This is a genomic window from Streptomyces sp. CB03234 (assembly GCF_001905885.1).
Lineage (GTDB): Bacteria > Actinomycetota > Actinomycetes > Streptomycetales > Streptomycetaceae > Streptomyces.
The window spans coordinates 760,969-775,123 of record NZ_LIYH01000004.1 but is presented as its reverse complement, the minus strand read 5'-3'; the positions used below and the strand labels follow the sequence as shown (position 1 = coordinate 775,123).

15 protein-coding genes are annotated in these 14,155 nt (G+C 72.6%); 5 read left to right on the top strand and 10 right to left on the bottom strand.

The window, feature by feature from the left end; all coding sequences use genetic code 11:
* Positions 1–132: 132 nt before the first annotated feature.
* Positions 133–1,251 carry an aminoglycoside phosphotransferase family protein gene (locus tag AMK26_RS20540; RefSeq protein WP_073756127.1) on the top strand — a complete coding sequence of 373 codons (1,119 nt, stop codon included), beginning with the start codon at positions 133–135 and terminating at the stop codon, positions 1,249–1,251.
* A 122-nt stretch (positions 1,252–1,373) separates the two neighbouring features.
* Here the strand turns inward: AMK26_RS20540 and AMK26_RS20535 are convergent, their stop codons facing one another.
* Both AMK26_RS20535 and AMK26_RS20530 read right to left on the bottom strand, forming a co-directional pair.
* Positions 1,374–1,694: an ANTAR domain-containing protein gene (locus AMK26_RS20535; protein ID WP_073756126.1), complete on the bottom strand. Its 321-nt coding sequence runs from the start codon at positions 1,692–1,694 to the stop codon at positions 1,374–1,376.
* 46 nt (positions 1,695–1,740) lie between these two features.
* Complete coding sequence (locus AMK26_RS20530; protein WP_073756125.1) at positions 1,741–2,124, bottom strand: hypothetical protein; 384 nt, start codon at positions 2,122–2,124, stop codon at positions 1,741–1,743.
* Positions 2,125–2,357: 233 nt separating this feature from the next.
* On the opposite strand from AMK26_RS20530, the gene AMK26_RS20525 reads away from it, so the two are divergent.
* From AMK26_RS20525 to AMK26_RS20515, 3 genes are all read left to right on the top strand, one after another.
* Positions 2,358–2,642 (top strand): GlsB/YeaQ/YmgE family stress response membrane protein, encoded by a 285-nt coding sequence (locus AMK26_RS20525; protein WP_073756124.1) that lies wholly within the window; start codon positions 2,358–2,360, stop codon positions 2,640–2,642.
* A gap of 111 nt (positions 2,643–2,753) precedes the next feature.
* Positions 2,754–4,511 (top strand): PP2C family protein-serine/threonine phosphatase, encoded by a 1,758-nt coding sequence (locus AMK26_RS20520; protein WP_073756123.1) that lies wholly within the window; start codon positions 2,754–2,756, stop codon positions 4,509–4,511.
* Positions 4,512–4,744: 233 nt separating this feature from the next.
* The gene (locus AMK26_RS20515) at positions 4,745–7,081 is read left to right on the top strand and encodes a terpene synthase family protein (protein ID WP_241837979.1); all 2,337 of its coding nucleotides are present in this window, start codon (positions 4,745–4,747) and stop codon (positions 7,079–7,081) included.
* Positions 7,082–7,108: 27 nt separating this feature from the next.
* Here AMK26_RS20515 and AMK26_RS20510 read toward each other — a convergent pair whose 3' ends face one another.
* The 3 genes from AMK26_RS20510 to AMK26_RS20500 all read right to left on the bottom strand — a co-directional run bounded on the left by AMK26_RS20510 (position 7,109) and on the right by AMK26_RS20500 (position 8,571).
* Complete coding sequence (locus tag AMK26_RS20510; RefSeq protein ID WP_073756122.1) at positions 7,109–7,498, bottom strand: RNA-binding S4 domain-containing protein; 390 nt, start codon at positions 7,496–7,498, stop codon at positions 7,109–7,111.
* 35 nt (positions 7,499–7,533) lie between these two features.
* A complete protein-coding gene (locus AMK26_RS20505) occupies positions 7,534–8,034 on the bottom strand; it encodes a hypothetical protein (protein WP_064070633.1) in 501 nt (166 codons plus the stop codon).
* Positions 8,035–8,169: 135 nt separating this feature from the next.
* On the bottom strand, positions 8,170–8,571 hold the full coding sequence (locus AMK26_RS20500; protein ID WP_073756313.1) for an ACT domain-containing protein: 402 nt from the start codon (positions 8,569–8,571) through the stop codon (positions 8,170–8,172).
* A 365-nt stretch (positions 8,572–8,936) separates the two neighbouring features.
* Between AMK26_RS20500 and AMK26_RS20495 the strand changes: the two genes are divergently transcribed.
* Entirely contained in the window at positions 8,937–9,509 is a 573-nt protein-coding gene (locus AMK26_RS20495) for a hypothetical protein (RefSeq protein ID WP_073756121.1), read from the top strand.
* On the opposite strand, the gene AMK26_RS20490 is transcribed toward AMK26_RS20495, so the two are convergent.
* The 5 genes from AMK26_RS20490 to AMK26_RS20470 form a co-directional block, all read right to left on the bottom strand.
* Positions 9,502–9,744, bottom strand: coding sequence for a DUF397 domain-containing protein (locus AMK26_RS20490; protein ID WP_073756120.1), 243 nt, complete (start codon positions 9,742–9,744; stop codon positions 9,502–9,504). The two genes, AMK26_RS20495 and AMK26_RS20490, sit on opposite strands and share 8 nt — an antisense overlap.
* Positions 9,745–9,846: 102 nt before the next feature.
* The gene (locus AMK26_RS20485) at positions 9,847–11,016 is read right to left on the bottom strand and encodes a thiolase domain-containing protein (protein WP_073756119.1); all 1,170 of its coding nucleotides are present in this window, start codon (positions 11,014–11,016) and stop codon (positions 9,847–9,849) included.
* Positions 11,006–12,085, bottom strand: a complete 1,080-nt coding sequence (locus AMK26_RS20480) for a thiolase domain-containing protein (RefSeq protein WP_073756118.1) — start codon at positions 12,083–12,085, stop codon at positions 11,006–11,008. Before AMK26_RS20480 ends, AMK26_RS20485 begins: the two co-directional genes overlap by 11 nt.
* Entirely contained in the window at positions 12,082–13,068 is a 987-nt protein-coding gene (locus tag AMK26_RS20475) for a Zn-ribbon domain-containing OB-fold protein (RefSeq protein ID WP_073756117.1), read from the bottom strand. The genes AMK26_RS20480 and AMK26_RS20475 overlap by 4 nt, the downstream gene beginning before the upstream one ends.
* Positions 13,069–13,263: 195 nt before the next feature.
* Positions 13,264–14,064, bottom strand: coding sequence for a crotonase/enoyl-CoA hydratase family protein (locus AMK26_RS20470; RefSeq protein ID WP_073756116.1), 801 nt, complete (start codon positions 14,062–14,064; stop codon positions 13,264–13,266).
* Between the last annotated feature and the right edge of the window lie 91 nt (positions 14,065–14,155).

Here is a 14,155-nt window from a genome sequence, read left to right as displayed (position 1 = left end):
CGCGCCCGGGTGTCAGGTAGGAAAGCGCCACCCCGCCCCGGCAACCGGCCCTCATTCCCCAGGGTGTCGGCCGGTTGCCGGGACGGGGCAGCGTACGCAAATCGTCGGCACACGAAGGGATCTGTCTCGCCCATGTACACAGCATCGTCCTCCGTGTCCGCCCCGCCCCGGCCGCAGCGCACCGTCCCGGCCGGCAGCGGACCGTATCTGGATCCCACCCAGGCGGGTCGGGCCCGGCGCTGGGCGGGGACGGTGGCCGGACCGCTCAGCGGGAGAATCGACTTGTCCGGCACCCAGGGCGCGCAGCTGCGGAAGGTGATCGCGTCGGTGCACCGGATCTGCCCGGAGTTCAACCCGGTGCAGGTGATGCGGCGCAGCGGCCGCTCGGTCCTGCTCGTCGGGACGACCGGACGCGCCACCGCCGTCGCCAAGTGTTTACTGGACCACTCCCCCGCGTGGGTCGAGCGGTTCCGCCACGAGATCGCCGCCTACCGGGCCTTCGTACGGCACCGGCCGCCGGTGCGGGTGCCGCGGCTGATCGCGGCGGATCCCGACAACTGCACCCTGGTGATCGAACGGATGCCGGGCCGGGCCGCGGCCCTCACACGTCACCCGCTGGACGCGCCGCCCCGGGCGGACCTGCGGGCCGCGCTCGGCGCGATCAAGCGGCTCAACGACTGGCGGCCGCCGGCCGGGACGTTCGACGCCCCGCTGGACTACGGCTCGCGGATCTCCCGCTACCACGAGCTGGGCCTGTTCACCGACCGGGACCGGGACGACCTGCAGAAGCTGCTGCACGGGCTGGCGCACGCGGGCGGGCGCCAGGGCATGGGCCAGTTCTGTCACGGGGACGCGCTGCTCTCCAACATCCTGCTGTCGCCGGCCGGTCCCGTACTGGTCGACTGGGAGCACGCCGGGTGGTACCTGCCGGGATACGACCTGGCGACGCTGTGGGCGGTGCTGGGAGACGCCTCCGCGGCCCGGCGTCACATCAGCCAGCTGGCCCAGCGCGAGGGCCCGGCGGCACGGGACGCGTTCCTGGTGAACCTGATGCTGGTACTGACGCGCGAGATCCGTACGTACGAGACGGCCGTGCAGCGCACGATACGCGAAGCGCCACCCGTCGGCTCGGTGCCGGTCGCGCCGGGTGCGGTGTCGACCGGGGAGGAACAGCGGCTGCTGCTGCGGCGGCTGCACGATGACTGCGCACTGGCACGGCGGGCCGTGCGCGCGGCGGTCGGCACACGCTGACCGGCGACGAGGGGGAAGCGCGCTGTGTGACCGGTGCCGACACACCGGCCCACAGCGCGCTGTCGTATGCCCGCTCGCCCGCCCGGCCAGGGGCTGGGCCGGGGATCGGGCGCGGCGACGGCTCAGCCGGTATGTGGTCGGCTGCAGGCCGCCGGCCCGGGCACGTCCGCCCGGGCACGGTGGAGGGCCCGGGTGAACGGGGCCCGCAGCCGGGGCGGCAGCGGACGGCCGTGGGCGGTGGCGACCAGCGCGGCGGCGACGTCGCGCAGCTTGGTGTTGCCGTGCTGGGAGGTTTCCACCAGGGCCTGCCACGCCTGTTCGGCCGGGCAGGGCGTGAGGGCCATGACCATGCCCTGGGCCTGGTCGATGACGGCACGGCTGTCGAGGGCCTGGCGCAGTTGGGTCACCTCGGTGGTGAGCCGGTTGAGTTCGTTCTGCTTCACGTACGGCGGATCCTTGGTGCGGCGGGCCGGTGCGGGCCGGATGGGGTCACGGGTGGCTGATCACCAGGGGCGGGCTGCAGGCCGCGGCGGGCAGCTCCGGCGAGGTGATCAGGACGCGGTAGGGCCCTGAGGGCAGGTCGGGTACGACGACGGAGGTGCCCAGGGCGCGGGGGTCGACGTGCGCGGCGAGGAGCGCGGCCGGGGCCCAGCCCTCGTCGGTGCGCCGTTCGAGCACCACGTCGCAGGGGTGCCACAGGGCACCGGTGTACTGCCAGCTGATCCGGTGCCGTTCCACACAGGTCCAGCGGGTCCCCTCGGCGGGGCTGCGGACGTGCAGCGAGTCCGGGTGCTGCGGCGGCAGGACGCGCGACGGGCAGAACCGGTCGGTGGCGCGCAGCAGTCGGGCCTTGGTACGGGCCATCCACTTCATGGGTGGTTCTCTTCTCTTCGGTGAGCGGCTGCCGTTGGTGTTGCCGGTACGGGACGGGGGCAAGCACGCCGACCGGCCTGTCCGTTACGGGACTTCCGGCCCGTTCGGGCCGGGCCGTTCGGTCCTGCGCCGGGCGGGTGAGGGCCGCCGGTGTTTATCGGCCCCGGGCGCGGCAACGCGGTGAAGGGTCCCGCCGCGACGCGGGGCGTGCGGAAACCTATGGGAGGTCGAGAATGGGAATCATCGCGTGGATCATCATCGGGCTGCTCGCCGGTGCGATCGCCAAGGCGCTGATGCCGGGACGGGACCCGGGCGGCATCCTGGTGACCATGCTGATCGGCATCGTGGGCGGTCTGCTGGGCGGCTGGCTGGGCAAGGTCATCTTCGGCGTGGAGTCGATCGACGGCTTCTTCGACCTGTCGACGTGGATCGCCGCGATCGTCGGATCAGTGATCGTTCTCGCCCTCTACCGGGTCTTCACCGGGCGGGGACACCGGGGACACGGGGTTCACGCCTGACCCCGAACGGAGTACGAGGAGAAAGGCCGTCACCATGAACCTTCCCGGCACCGGCACGAGACCGGCTCCGGCCGCCGGGGCGACGGTGAGCGCCGGGGGCGTGGCGCCCTCATGATCCGGTCGCACACCGCCGATGTGGCGTCGCTGAAGGCGTTCATCGAGCGCGAGATCACGACGCTGCGGGCGGAGGTGCGCCGCAGGGCGGAGACGGCCGGCGTGGCGGAGCCCTCGGCCGGCCGGGCCCCCGGCGAGGCGGCAGCGCCGTCGCCGGAGGCCGGCGGCCGGGGTGGGGAGGCCCAGTGCCCGTGCGGCCAGGGCCACGGCGCCCCGCACACGTGCGTGGACGCCGGTGAGGGACACGACCCCCGGACGTGCCTGTGTGCGGCGCTGCCGGCCATTCCGGTGTCGGCGGCGCTGCTGACGCCGGTGCGGGACGACTCCGGTGGCATCACGGACTTCGTCATCCGCGCCGGCAACCACATTCGTTCGGCCGAATGGCTGGTCTCGCCCGACCAGCAGGTGGGCCAGCGGTTCTTCGCGGAGGCCCGGCCGGGCGCGGCCGCCGGCGGGCTGCTGGCCGCGCTCCAGGAGGTCATGGCGACGGGCCGCGCCTTGAACGGCCTGGTCGTGGACTACACCGAGGAGCGGTACGGCACGCTCAGGCGCGTCCAGCTGGTCCATTACGCGTCGTCCTGCGGCGACCGGGTGCTGACGACATGGCGCCCGGTGCGCAGCCAGGCGGAGCTCCTGACCATCGACGCGCAGCACCTGGCGTCCATGGGCTGGGGGCGCTGGGACCTTCTGTCCGGGTCGGTGACCTGGTCGGAGGGGCTTCAGCGGATCTTCCGTACGGATCCGGCGCTGCCGTGGTCGCTGCTGGAGCTGTGCGACGCGCTGGTGCCGGCCGATGTGGGGCCGTTCGGCGAGTTCATCGCCTCGGTGCTGGCCGGTGAGGAGCCGGCCTGGACCCGGATCAGGTTCCTGGTGCTGGGCGAGATCCGGACGGTCGACCTGCTGGGCCGCCCGGTGGCGGGCACGGACGGCCGGCCATGGGCGCTGCAGATCGTGGCCCGTGACCTCACTCCCCAGATGCGCAGCCGGCGCCGGCTGGTGGAGAAGCAGGTGGAGACGGAGCAGCTGCGGCAGCAGGCCGCGGCGGAGCGGCACGTCGCCTCGGCGCTGCGGGAGGCGCTGCTCCCGACGTACTCGGAAGGGCTGGCGGAGCTGGGCCTGACCGTCGCGGCGGCCTATCTGCCCGCCGAGCCGGACGCCGCGGTGGGCGGCGACTGGTACAAGTGCCGACCGCTGGCGGACGGCCGGGCGCTGATCGCCATCGGCGACGCGAGCGGGCACGGTCTGGAGGCGGTCGCCCGGATGGCCCAGCAGCGGCATGCGACGGCGGGGCTCGCCCAGACGGGGGCGTGCGCCGGAGACGTCACCACCTGGCTGAACGAGCTGGTGTGCAGCGACCCCACCTCGGCGACGGCGACCATGGCGGTCGGGCACATTGGCGCGGACCGGGTGTTCCGGTGGACGTGTGCGGGGCACCCTGCGCCGCTGCTGCTGCGTGAGGGGCGCGCGTACGCGCTGCCCACGGAGCACCGGGGGCCGCTGCTGGGTGTGCTGCCGGGGCACGCCTACGAAACGGCGGAGTTCCCGCTGGAGCGGGGCGACGTGCTGCTGTTCTACACCGACGGGGTGGTCGAGCGGCGCGGCCAGGACATCACCGAGGGCATCAACGCGCTGACGGGCCTGCTGGCGGCGAGCAGCGGTCTGCCGCCGCGACGGATCGTCGACCGGCTCACCGAGGAGTACGAGCGCGGCGTCCACGACGACGACGCGTGCCTGCTCGCGGTCCGGGTGGACTGAACCGCCCGGCCGGCGCGCCTGGTGATGTGAAACCTCGCGCCGGCCTTCGACACGTCCGGGCACATCCGGGCACCGGATGGCCTTCGAGAAGGCGTCGGACGTGACCGTCTCGCGTGTGTGGCCCCACCACACCAAGCCGCTCATACGACTAATGCGGCTCGCGGCGTGGACCGTGTCGGCGGGGGGTAGGGGGTGGCCCGGTATGTCCACCTTCACCGAAAGGCCTCGCACGCATGGCACAGCCCTTCGTTCTGCCGGATTTCTACATGCCCTATCCGGCACGCCTCAATCCCCACGTGGAGGCCGCCCGTTCCCACACCAGGCAGTGGGCGCGGCGCATGGGGATGCTGGAGGGGTCGGGGATCTGGGAGGAACACGACCTCGACTCCCATGACTACGCCCTGCTGTGCGCGTACACCCACCCGGACTGCGACGCCGACGCCCTGTCCCTGGTCACCGACTGGTACGTGTGGGTGTTCTTCTTCGACGACCACTTCCTGGAGGTCTTCAAACGCACCCAGGACCTGGTGGGCGGCAAGGCGTATCTGGACCGGATGCCGGCCTTCATGCCGCTGGACCTCGCCCAGGACATGCCGGAGCCGGTGAACCCGGTGGAGGCGGGGCTCGCCGACCTGTGGGCGCGGACCGTGCCGAGCATGTCGACCGGCTGGCGCTCCCGGTTCGCGGAAGCGACCGAGCATCTGCTGAACGAGTCCCTGTGGGAACTGGCGAACATCAACGAGGGGCGGATCGCCAACCCCGTCGAGTACATCGAGATGCGGCGCAAGGTCGGGGGCGCGCCCTGGTCGGCGGGGCTGGTGGAGTACGCGGCGGGCGCCGAGGTGCCCGAGTCGGTGGCGGACTCCCGGCCGCTGCGGGTGCTGCGGGACGCGTTCGCCGATGCCGTGCACCTGCGCAACGACCTGTTCTCCTACCAGCGCGAGGTCGAGGACGAGGGCGAGAACAGCAACGGCGTCCTGGTGCTGGAGAAGTTCCTGGGCTGTACGACACAGGAGGCGGCCGAGGCGGTCAACGACCTGCTGACCTCACGGTGGCAGCAGTTCGAGAACACCGCGCTGACCGAGGTCCCCGGGCTGTGCCTGGAGAAGGGCCTGGGCCCGGAAGAGTGCGCCGCGATCGCCGCGTACACCAAGGGGCTTCAGGACTGGCAGTCGGGCGGTCATGAATGGCACATGCGCTCCAGCCGCTACATGAACGAGGGCGCGCTGGGCGGACCGTCGATGTTCAGCGGGGTCCTCGGCACGTCGGCGCTCGACATCACGACGCTCTTCGGCCGGCCGGCCGCCGCGCGGGCACGCAGCCTCAGCCACGTACCGCATCAGCGGGTCGGCCCCTCGCTGCTGCCGGAGTTCGATCTGCCGTACCCGCTGTCGCTCAGCCCGCACCACGAGGACGCCCGCGCCAAGTCCATCGCCTGGGCGGACCGGATGGGGCTGCTGGACGACATCTGGGACGAGCCGATGCTTGCCGGTTTCGACTTCGCGCTCTGCTCGGCCGGCCTCGACCCGGACGCCACCGTCGAGGAGCTGGAGCTGAGCGCCGAATGGCTGACCTGGGGGACGTACGGGGACGACTACTACCCGCTGGTGTTCGGGCGGCCGCGTGACCTCGACGGGGCGAAGCTGTGCACCGAGCGGCTGAAGACCTGCATGCCCGTCGACGCCCCCGAGGCCGGGGCGGCGGTGGCGAAGAGCCCGATGGAGCGCGCGCTCGCCGACCTGTGGGGGCGCACCGCGGGGCCGATGGGGCAAGAGGCGCGTGCCTCGCTGCGCCGGGCGATGGACGACATGCTGGACAGCTGGCTGTGGGAGCTGCACAACCAGGCCCAGCACCGGGTGCCCGATCCGGTCGACTACATCGAGATGCGGCGCCTGACGTTCGGCTCGGACCTCACCATGAGCCTGTCGCGGCTGCGGCACCAGCACGCCCTGCCGCCGGAGGTGCTGCGGAGCGGGACGATGCGGAGCCTGGAGAACTCCGTGTCGGACTACGCCACGATGGTCAATGACCTCTTCTCGTATCAGAAGGAGATCGAGGTCGAGGGTGAGGTGCACAACGGGGTGCTGGTGGTGCAGTCCTTCTTCAACTGCGACTACCGCACGGGTGTGTCGATCATCGACGATCTGATGCGGAGCCGGCTGCGCCAGTTCGAGCATGTGAAGGAGCATGAACTGCCGGTGCTGAGCGAGCGGTTCGAGCTCGGCCGGGACGGCAGGGCCGCCCTCGCCGCGTATGTGCGGGAGCTGGAGGACTGGCTCGCCGGGATCCTCAACTGGCACCTCAGCGTGCGCCGTTACCGGGACGAGGACGTCCGCTCTGGTGCCGGTACGGCCCGGCTGCGGACCGAGGGCCTGGGCGGCCTGGCGGGCCGGGCGGTGCCGGGCTCGGACGTGCCGGGTGGGTCGCGCATGCCGGAGCCGGGTCTCGCGGGTGCCGGGCTCGCGGGTGCCGGGGTTGCGGGCAATGGCCTCGCGAGCGCTGGGCTTCCGACCGGGCCGACGGGGCTGGGGACCTCGGCGGCCCGGCTGGCGGGGTTGTTCACGTCGTAGCCGCTGCCGCGCGACCGCGGCGGTGGATCAGGACGGGCGGATGCCGCGGAGCTGGTCCAGTTCGCGGCGTTCCCGCTTGGTGGGCCGGCCGGTGCCGCGGTCGCGTACGCCCGCCAGGGCGACGTGCTCGCGGGGCGGCGGGGGCGGGCTGTTGTCGACGTACGCCTCGGCGGCCACGGGCGCACCGACGCGCTTGGTGAGCGCCTGCTTCACCTCGACGATGCGCTCGCGGCCGGCGTGGAACAGCCGGACCTCGTCGCCGGGCTTGACGGGCTGGGCGGGCTTGGCGCGCTCGCCGTTGACGCGTACGTGCCCGGCCCGGCATGCGGTGGCGGCCTGCGAGCGCGTCTTGGTGAGCCGTACGGCCCATATCCAGCTGTCGACCCGGGCGGTCGGGTTCCCTTCGTGTGCTGCCATGGTGCCGACTTTAATCCGGCCCGGGGCGGAACGGCTCAGCCCTGCTGGAAGAGCTCCGCGGGCAGCGGCTTGAGCAGCGCGTACAGGTCGTCGGTGATCGGCCGGTCCCAGCTGGCGATGGTGACCAGCACGTTGTCGCTGCGGTCGAACTGCACGCAGGAGATCCGGCTCTCGGAGAGCTTGAGCCGGCGCACGATGAGCAGGTTGTCGCCCTGCATGACCGGTACGTCCTCGGTCTCGACGACCTCGACCGGCTCGTCGTTCTCCAGCGCCGCCAGGAGCTGCGCGACCTCGAAGGGGATCTGGCCCTCCGCGAGCTCGCGCGCCGGGGAGCCCTCGGGGAGGTTGCCGATGATCATCGCGGGGCCGCGGCCGCCGAACAGGTCGTACCGCAGGAAGACGCCCTGGCAGGTGCCGTCGGGGGCGGGGAGGAGACCGGCGCCGAGGTTGCCGGGCCAGTCGCCCGGATCCATGGCCAGGACGTCGAAGTCCGGGCCCGCGGGTGTGGCGGCGCTGCGGCGGCGGAGGAAGGACATGCCGCCATGGTACGTGCCCGGACCCCCGAACCAGCCCCCGGCCCCACGCGTCCCGCCCCCGGCACGGCCCCGCCGCACGGCCCACGGGGGTGTCCGTGATTCACCGCTTCGGGCGACGCCCTCCAGGCGTGCCGGTCAGGCGGAGCGTTCCGCCAGACGGCGCAGTGCCGTGAGAGCCTCGCCCGCCCTGGCGTACTCGACGAAGAGGTGGTCATGGTGGAAGCCCGCCACGACATTGCAGCTCAGACCGGCGTCGGCGAGCTCCCGGGCGACGGCGGCGGTCAACCCCACGGCGTCCAGCGCCGAGTGGACACGGAGGGTGATCCAGCCGGCCACGTAGTCGTACGGGAGGGAGGCGGCGTCCGCCTCGTCCTGCGGCACGACCAGGGTGAGGCCCTCCGATTCGGTGACGGTGACGACGGGGTGCAGGCCGGGCGGGACGGCTGGGCCGTCGACGGTGGCGAAGACGAAGTGCCCGGGGTTCAGCTCCGGCCGCATACCGGCGAGCAGCCGGGTCAGATCACGCTCTCCACTCATGATCGCCACCCTAGGCCCCCGGGCCGGGGACATGCGCCGTCAGGCACGGTGGCGGGCGACGCGGGCGCGCCGGACGGCCACAGGACCGGCTTCGTCGGTCCAGGTCAGGTGGGTACGGCGGGGCGGGGGCGGCGGCCGCGGCCTCGTTGAGCGGCCGCGGCGCGGTGTCCACGGGCAGCAGGCGCCGGGCGTCGGCGGGACCGGCTGCGCCCGGCACGGCGAAGGCAAACAGGGCGCGCACGGCGGCACGGAGGGCGCGGACGGTCGCGACACCGGCACCGGGTACGGCGGCCGGGTGAGGGCGAGGTCCGGTGGGGAGCGACCATGCGGCCATGCGGTAGCGCGCCGGCCGGGGAAACGACACCATGACCAACGAGCGGGTATTGGCGGTCTGCCGCGCCAACTGGGAGTACCGCGGCATCGACGACGCCTCCGTGCGGGAGATGCTCGCCGAGCTGTCCGCGCACCTGGAGGACGCCGCGGCGGCGGGGCGCGGACCGAAGGCCGTGGTCGGCGACGACGTCAAGGCGTTCGCCGCGTCCTGGGCGCGGGCCCTGCAGCCACTGCGCCGGAGGGCGGCGCGGATCGCGGCCATAGTGCCGTTCGTGGTCGGGGCGCTGATGCTGGTCTCCCACCTGCTGTGGCGGACCACCACGCTTCCTGTCACCGTCGGCCGGCTCGCGCTCATCGGGGCCGTCGCGGCGGTCACGGTGACCGTGGAGCTGCGGCGCGGTTCGCTGGGGATGGCCAGGAGCTGGCTGGTAGCGGCCGTCGTCGGCCTGCCGGTCGCGCTGGCGGCCGACGTGCTGGCCGGCGACGAGCCGCTGTTCCCCATGCCGCTGTGGGTCACGGTCCTGCTGATACTGCCGGGACTCGCACTCACCGTCACCGACACGCGTGCCCGGCAGCAGGCGGACCGGGAAGTCACCCTCAGGTGAGGTCGAACTCCCCCTCCCTGGCATTGAGCACGAAGGCACGCCACTCGGCGGGGGTGAAGATCAGCGACGGGCTCTCGGGACGGCCGCCGTTGCGCATCGCGATGAACCCCTCGACGAAGGCGATCTGGACGTCGCCCGCCCCCTGACTGCCCGATTGCCAGTCCGCGTTGCTGAGGTCGAGGTCCGGCTTCTCCCAGCCTGTGAGCTGCTGCTGGGTGGTGATGGTCTCCGCCACGTGCCTGCTCCTCCCGGTTCGTCGTCCGGGCTCAGACTAGCCATCGGGGCCGGTCACGGACAGGGCGCGGCGCGCGACCGGCACGCGGTGGTTCTGCGGCGTTCAGGAGGCCGGCGGTTGGGCACCGACCAGCCACATGGAAAAGAACTGGGCGCCGCCGCCGTAGGCGTGCCCCAGCGCGCGGCGGGCTCCGGGCACCTGGTGCTCCCCCGCCTGACCACGCACCTGGAGCGCCGCCTCGGCGAAGCGGATCATGCCGGAGGCGCCGATGGGGTTGGTGGACAGGACGCCACCCGAGGGGTTCACCGGCAGGTCGCCCTCGAGTTCGGTCGCACCCGACTCGGTGAGCTTCCAGCCCTCTCCCTCGGCGGCGAAACCCAGGTTCTCCAGCCACATCGGCTCGTACCAGGAGAAGGGCACGTACATCTCCACCGCGTCGATCTCCCGGCGCGGGTCGGCGATCTGGGCCTGCCGGTAGACGTCGGCCGCACAGTCCTTGCCGGCCTGCGGCGAGACGAAGTCCTTGCCCGCGAACATCGTCGGCTCGCTGCGCATGGCACCACCGTGCACCCAGGCCGGTGGCCTCGGCGATCGGGCCGCGCCGGCCCGGTCGGTGAGGACGAGGGCGCAAGCGCCGTCGGAGGAGGGACAGGTCTCGGAGTAGCGGATGGGGTCCCAGAGCATCGGGGATGCCTGGACCTTCTCGAGGGTGATGTCGTGCTCGTGGAGATGCGCGTACGGGTTCTTCAGCGCGTTGCGCCGGTCCTTGTAGGCGACGAGGGAGCCGATCGTGTCCGGTGCGCCGGTGCGGCGCATGTAGGCGCGCACGTGCGGGGCGAAGAAGCCGCCCGCGCCGGCGAGCAGCGGCTGCTGGAACGGAACGGGCAGCGACAGGCCCCACATGGCGTTGGACTCCGACTGCTTTTCGAAAGCGAGGGTGAGGACGGTGGAGTGGACCCGTGCGGCGACGAGGCTGGCCGCGACGAGTGCGGTGGAGCCGCCGACCGAGCCGGCGGTGTGGACGCGCAGCATCGGCTTGCCGACCGCGCCCAGGGCGTCGGCCAGATACAGCTCCGGCATCATCACGCCCTCGAAGAAGTCGGGGGCCTTGCCGATGACGACGGCGTCGATGTCCGCCCAGGTCAGTTCGGCGTCCAGCAGGGCACGGTGGGCGGCCTCCCTGACGAGTCCGGCGAGGGAGACGTCACGGCGGGCGGCGACGTGCTTGGTCTGGCCGACGCCGACGACGGCCACGGGCTCCTTATGCGGCACGGGGCTCTCCTTCCAGGACGGCGACCAGGTTCTGCTGGAGGCAGGGGCCGGACGTGGCGTGGGCGAGGGCGCGGTCGGAGGTGCCCCGGTGGATACGGGCGGCGGCCTCCCCGAGCCGGATGAGGCCCGCCGCCATGACGGGGTTGGCGGCAAGGGGGCCACCGGAGGGGTTGACGTCCACCGTGTCGTCGAGCCGGAGCGCCTTGCGCAGGATCACCTCCTGGGAGGTGAACGGGGCGTGCAGCTCGGCGGTGTCGACGGGCCCGTCGAAGGCACCGGCGCGCTCGGCGGCGAGGCGGGTGGAGGGCGAGTCGGTGAGGTCCCGCACGCCGAGGCCGTGCGGTTCGATGCGGTGGTCGATGCCGCGGATCCAGGCGGGCCGGTCGCACAGCTCGCGCGCCCTGTCCCCGGCGGCGAGGACGACGGCGGCGGCACCGTCGCCGATGGGCGGGCAGTCGCCGGTGCGCAGCGGGCGGACCAGGTAGTCGCCCTGCGGGCGGGGGCCCTTGAGCTGGGCGTGCGGGTTGTGGGCGGCGGCCGCGGCGCGGTTGCGGGCGGCGAGGGTGGCGAGCCGCGGTTCGTCGGTCTCGCCGGCGTCGATCAGCGCCTGCGCCTGCAGGGCGGCGAGGGAGACGGAGTCCGGCCAGAGGGGGGCGAGGTAGTAGGGGTCGAGCTGGCGGGTGAGCACATCCCTGAGGGGGCCGGGGGACGACTTGCCGTACGCGTAGACGAGGGCGGTGTCGGCCTCGCCGGTCAGCAGCTTCACCCACGCCTCGTACAGCGCCCAGGCTCCGTCCATCTCCACATGCGACTCGGAAATGGGTGGCCAGGCACCGACGCCGTCCAGGGCCATGGTGAAGGAGAAGGCACGCCCCGCGAGATAGTCGGAGGAACCGGAGCAGGTGAAGCCGATGTCGCCGGTCTTCAGGCCGGTGTCGGCCAGCACCTGATGGAGGACCGGCATGAGCATCTCGACCTCGGAGAGGTCGTCGGTGCGGCGGCGGTGCGCGGTCTGGGCGAAGGCGACGATCGCGATGTCCCTGGCGGGATCCCTGGCCGGTGGCGTCACAGGAGCTCCTTGTAGGTGTCGTAGTCGGCGTCCGGTTCGCCGGTGGGGCGGTAGTGGTCGGGGTAGCGGCTGCCCTCGGTCCAGACCGGCTCGACCCGCAGGCCCATGCGCACCTGGTCGTACGGGATGCCGCCGATACGGCCGTGCAGGGCGAGGTCGGCGCCGTCGAGGGCGATGTGGGCGTAGACGTACGGCACCTCGATGTCGAGGTTCTTGGCCTTGATGTTGACGATGCAGTACGTGGTGACCGTGCCGCGCGGGCCGACCTCTACCTGCTCGGTGGTGGCGACGCCGCACGTCGGACAGGCGCCGCGGGGCGGGACGTACACCTTGCGGCAGGAGGGGCACCGCTCTCCGACGGCGCGGCGGTCGGCGAGGGCGTGGAGGTAGCCGGTCTGGGCGCGGCCGGGCGAGTAGGTGTAGTCGAGGCGGGCGGAGGCGACGATGCCGGTGACCGGATCGGTGAACCGGCCGGTGTGGGGGCGAGGTTGGGGGGTGCCGGCGTGGACGCCGTCGTCGTGCGGTGCGCCGTCGTACGGTTCGAAGCAGGCGATGTCGGTGATGGCGCCCGTTCGGTGCGGTGCCCAGCGGACGCGGACGCGCATTCCGGTGCGTACGGTGTCGGGGCCGCCGGGTGCGTCCAGGGCGTGCAGGAGGGCGGTGTCCGCGCCGTCGAGCCGGACCAGAACCCAGGCGAAGGGGTGGCCCAGGGGCTGGCCGCGCCGGGGCGCCGGGTTCCAGGCCCAGGTGGTGACGGTGCCGCTGGGGGCGACCTCGACGAGGTCGCGTATCTCCTCGGCGGTGACCGGGTCGTACTCGACGGGCGGGACGAGGACCCTGCCGTCGGTGGTCCGTACGCCGAGGAGGGTGCGTTCGCGCAGGCCGGTGAGGAAGGCGGACTGGACGGGGCCGAGGGAGCGGGTGAAGGGGAACTCCACGACCAGCGGGGCGCGGAGCGTCTCGGGCGTGGGGGCGGCTGTCATGGGCGGTGCTCCGATCTCCGCGCTGGGCGCGGCGGGGCGCGGATCGCTGGGGCGCGGGTGGGTGGCTCCGGCCGGTGGAGCCGGAGCCGCTGCCGTTCGTGCGGGGCGGTTCCTGCCGGTGGGTGGGGGCGTGGCCCCTCCGGGGTCGTCTCTCCCCAGAGGGGGCACCCTCACGAGGCCGGTGGCCTTGGGTGCTCAGGCACGGCGGTAGACGGGGGCGCGTTTCTCGGTGAAGGCGCGGGCGCCTTCCTTGGCGTCGGCGGTGTCGAAGATTGGCCAGCCGCGCTTGAGTTCGGCGGTCAGGCCGTCGGTTTCGGTGAGTTCGGCCGTCTCGTACACGGATGCCTTGACCGCCTCGACGGCGAGCGGGCCGCAGGCGTTGACCTGTTCGGCGATGGCCAGGGCCTTGTCGAGGGCGGTGCCGTCGGGGACGACGTGTCCGACCAGGCCGATACGGGCCGCTTCCGCCGCGCTGTAGGGGCGGCCCGTCAGGAGCATCTCCAGGGCGTGGGTGCGCGGGATCTGGCGCGGCAGGCGGACCGTGGAGCCGCCGATCGGGAAGAGGCCGCGGCGGACCTCGAAGAGCCCGAAGGTGGAGGATTCGGCGGCGACCCGGATGTCGGTGCCCTGGAGGATCTCCGTGCCGCCGGCCACGCAAGGACCTTCGACGGCGGCGATGACCGGCTTGCGGGGGCGGTGGTGGCGCAGCATCGCCTTCCAGTGCAGGTCGGGGTCGTCCTTCAGCCGCTCCCGGTACTCCTGGCCGGCCATTCCGTCCCCGGCGAGGGCCTTGAGGTCCATGCCCGCGCAGAATGCGCCACCGGCTCCGGTGAGCACGATGGAGCGGATGGCGTCGTCCGCGTCGGCCTCGAGCCAGCCGTCGTACAGCCCTACCAGCATGGGCAGGGACAGCGCGTTCTTCGCCTCGGGCCTGTTCAGGGTGAATACCAGTGTGGCGCCCTCGCGCCGCACGGTGAGGTGTTCCGTACCGCTCATGGCAGTCCTCCCGTTTCCAGATCCAGAACAGGTTGCAGGAGTGGGGGTGCCAGTTCAATAGTTTTCTGACAGTCAGTCAGTTTCTTCTGCG

Excerpts from the sequence above, each read along its gene's own strand:
- AMK26_RS20530 (WP_073756125.1), bottom strand. The coding sequence starts at position 2,124 with ATGAAGTGGATGGCCCGTACCAAGGCCCGACTGCTGCGCGCCACCGAC.
- AMK26_RS20505 (WP_064070633.1), bottom strand. The coding sequence starts at position 8,034 with ATGTCCTTCCTCCGCCGCCGCAGCGCCGCCACACCCGCGGGCCCGGAC.
- AMK26_RS20515 (WP_241837979.1), top strand. The coding sequence starts at position 4,745 with ATGGCACAGCCCTTCGTTCTGCCGGATTTCTACATGCCCTATCCGGCA.
- AMK26_RS20540 (WP_073756127.1), top strand. The coding sequence starts at position 133 with ATGTACACAGCATCGTCCTCCGTGTCCGCCCCGCCCCGGCCGCAGCGC.
- AMK26_RS20525 (WP_073756124.1), top strand. The coding sequence starts at position 2,358 with ATGGGAATCATCGCGTGGATCATCATCGGGCTGCTCGCCGGTGCGATC.
- AMK26_RS20520 (WP_073756123.1), top strand. The coding sequence starts at position 2,754 with ATGATCCGGTCGCACACCGCCGATGTGGCGTCGCTGAAGGCGTTCATC.
- AMK26_RS20495 (WP_073756121.1), top strand. The coding sequence starts at position 8,937 with ATGACCAACGAGCGGGTATTGGCGGTCTGCCGCGCCAACTGGGAGTAC.
- AMK26_RS20470 (WP_073756116.1), bottom strand. The coding sequence starts at position 14,064 with ATGAGCGGTACGGAACACCTCACCGTGCGGCGCGAGGGCGCCACACTG.
- AMK26_RS20510 (WP_073756122.1), bottom strand. The coding sequence starts at position 7,498 with ATGGCAGCACACGAAGGGAACCCGACCGCCCGGGTCGACAGCTGGATA.
- AMK26_RS20475 (WP_073756117.1), bottom strand. The coding sequence starts at position 13,068 with ATGACAGCCGCCCCCACGCCCGAGACGCTCCGCGCCCCGCTGGTCGTG.
- AMK26_RS20500 (WP_073756313.1), bottom strand. The coding sequence starts at position 8,571 with ATGAGTGGAGAGCGTGATCTGACCCGGCTGCTCGCCGGTATGCGGCCG.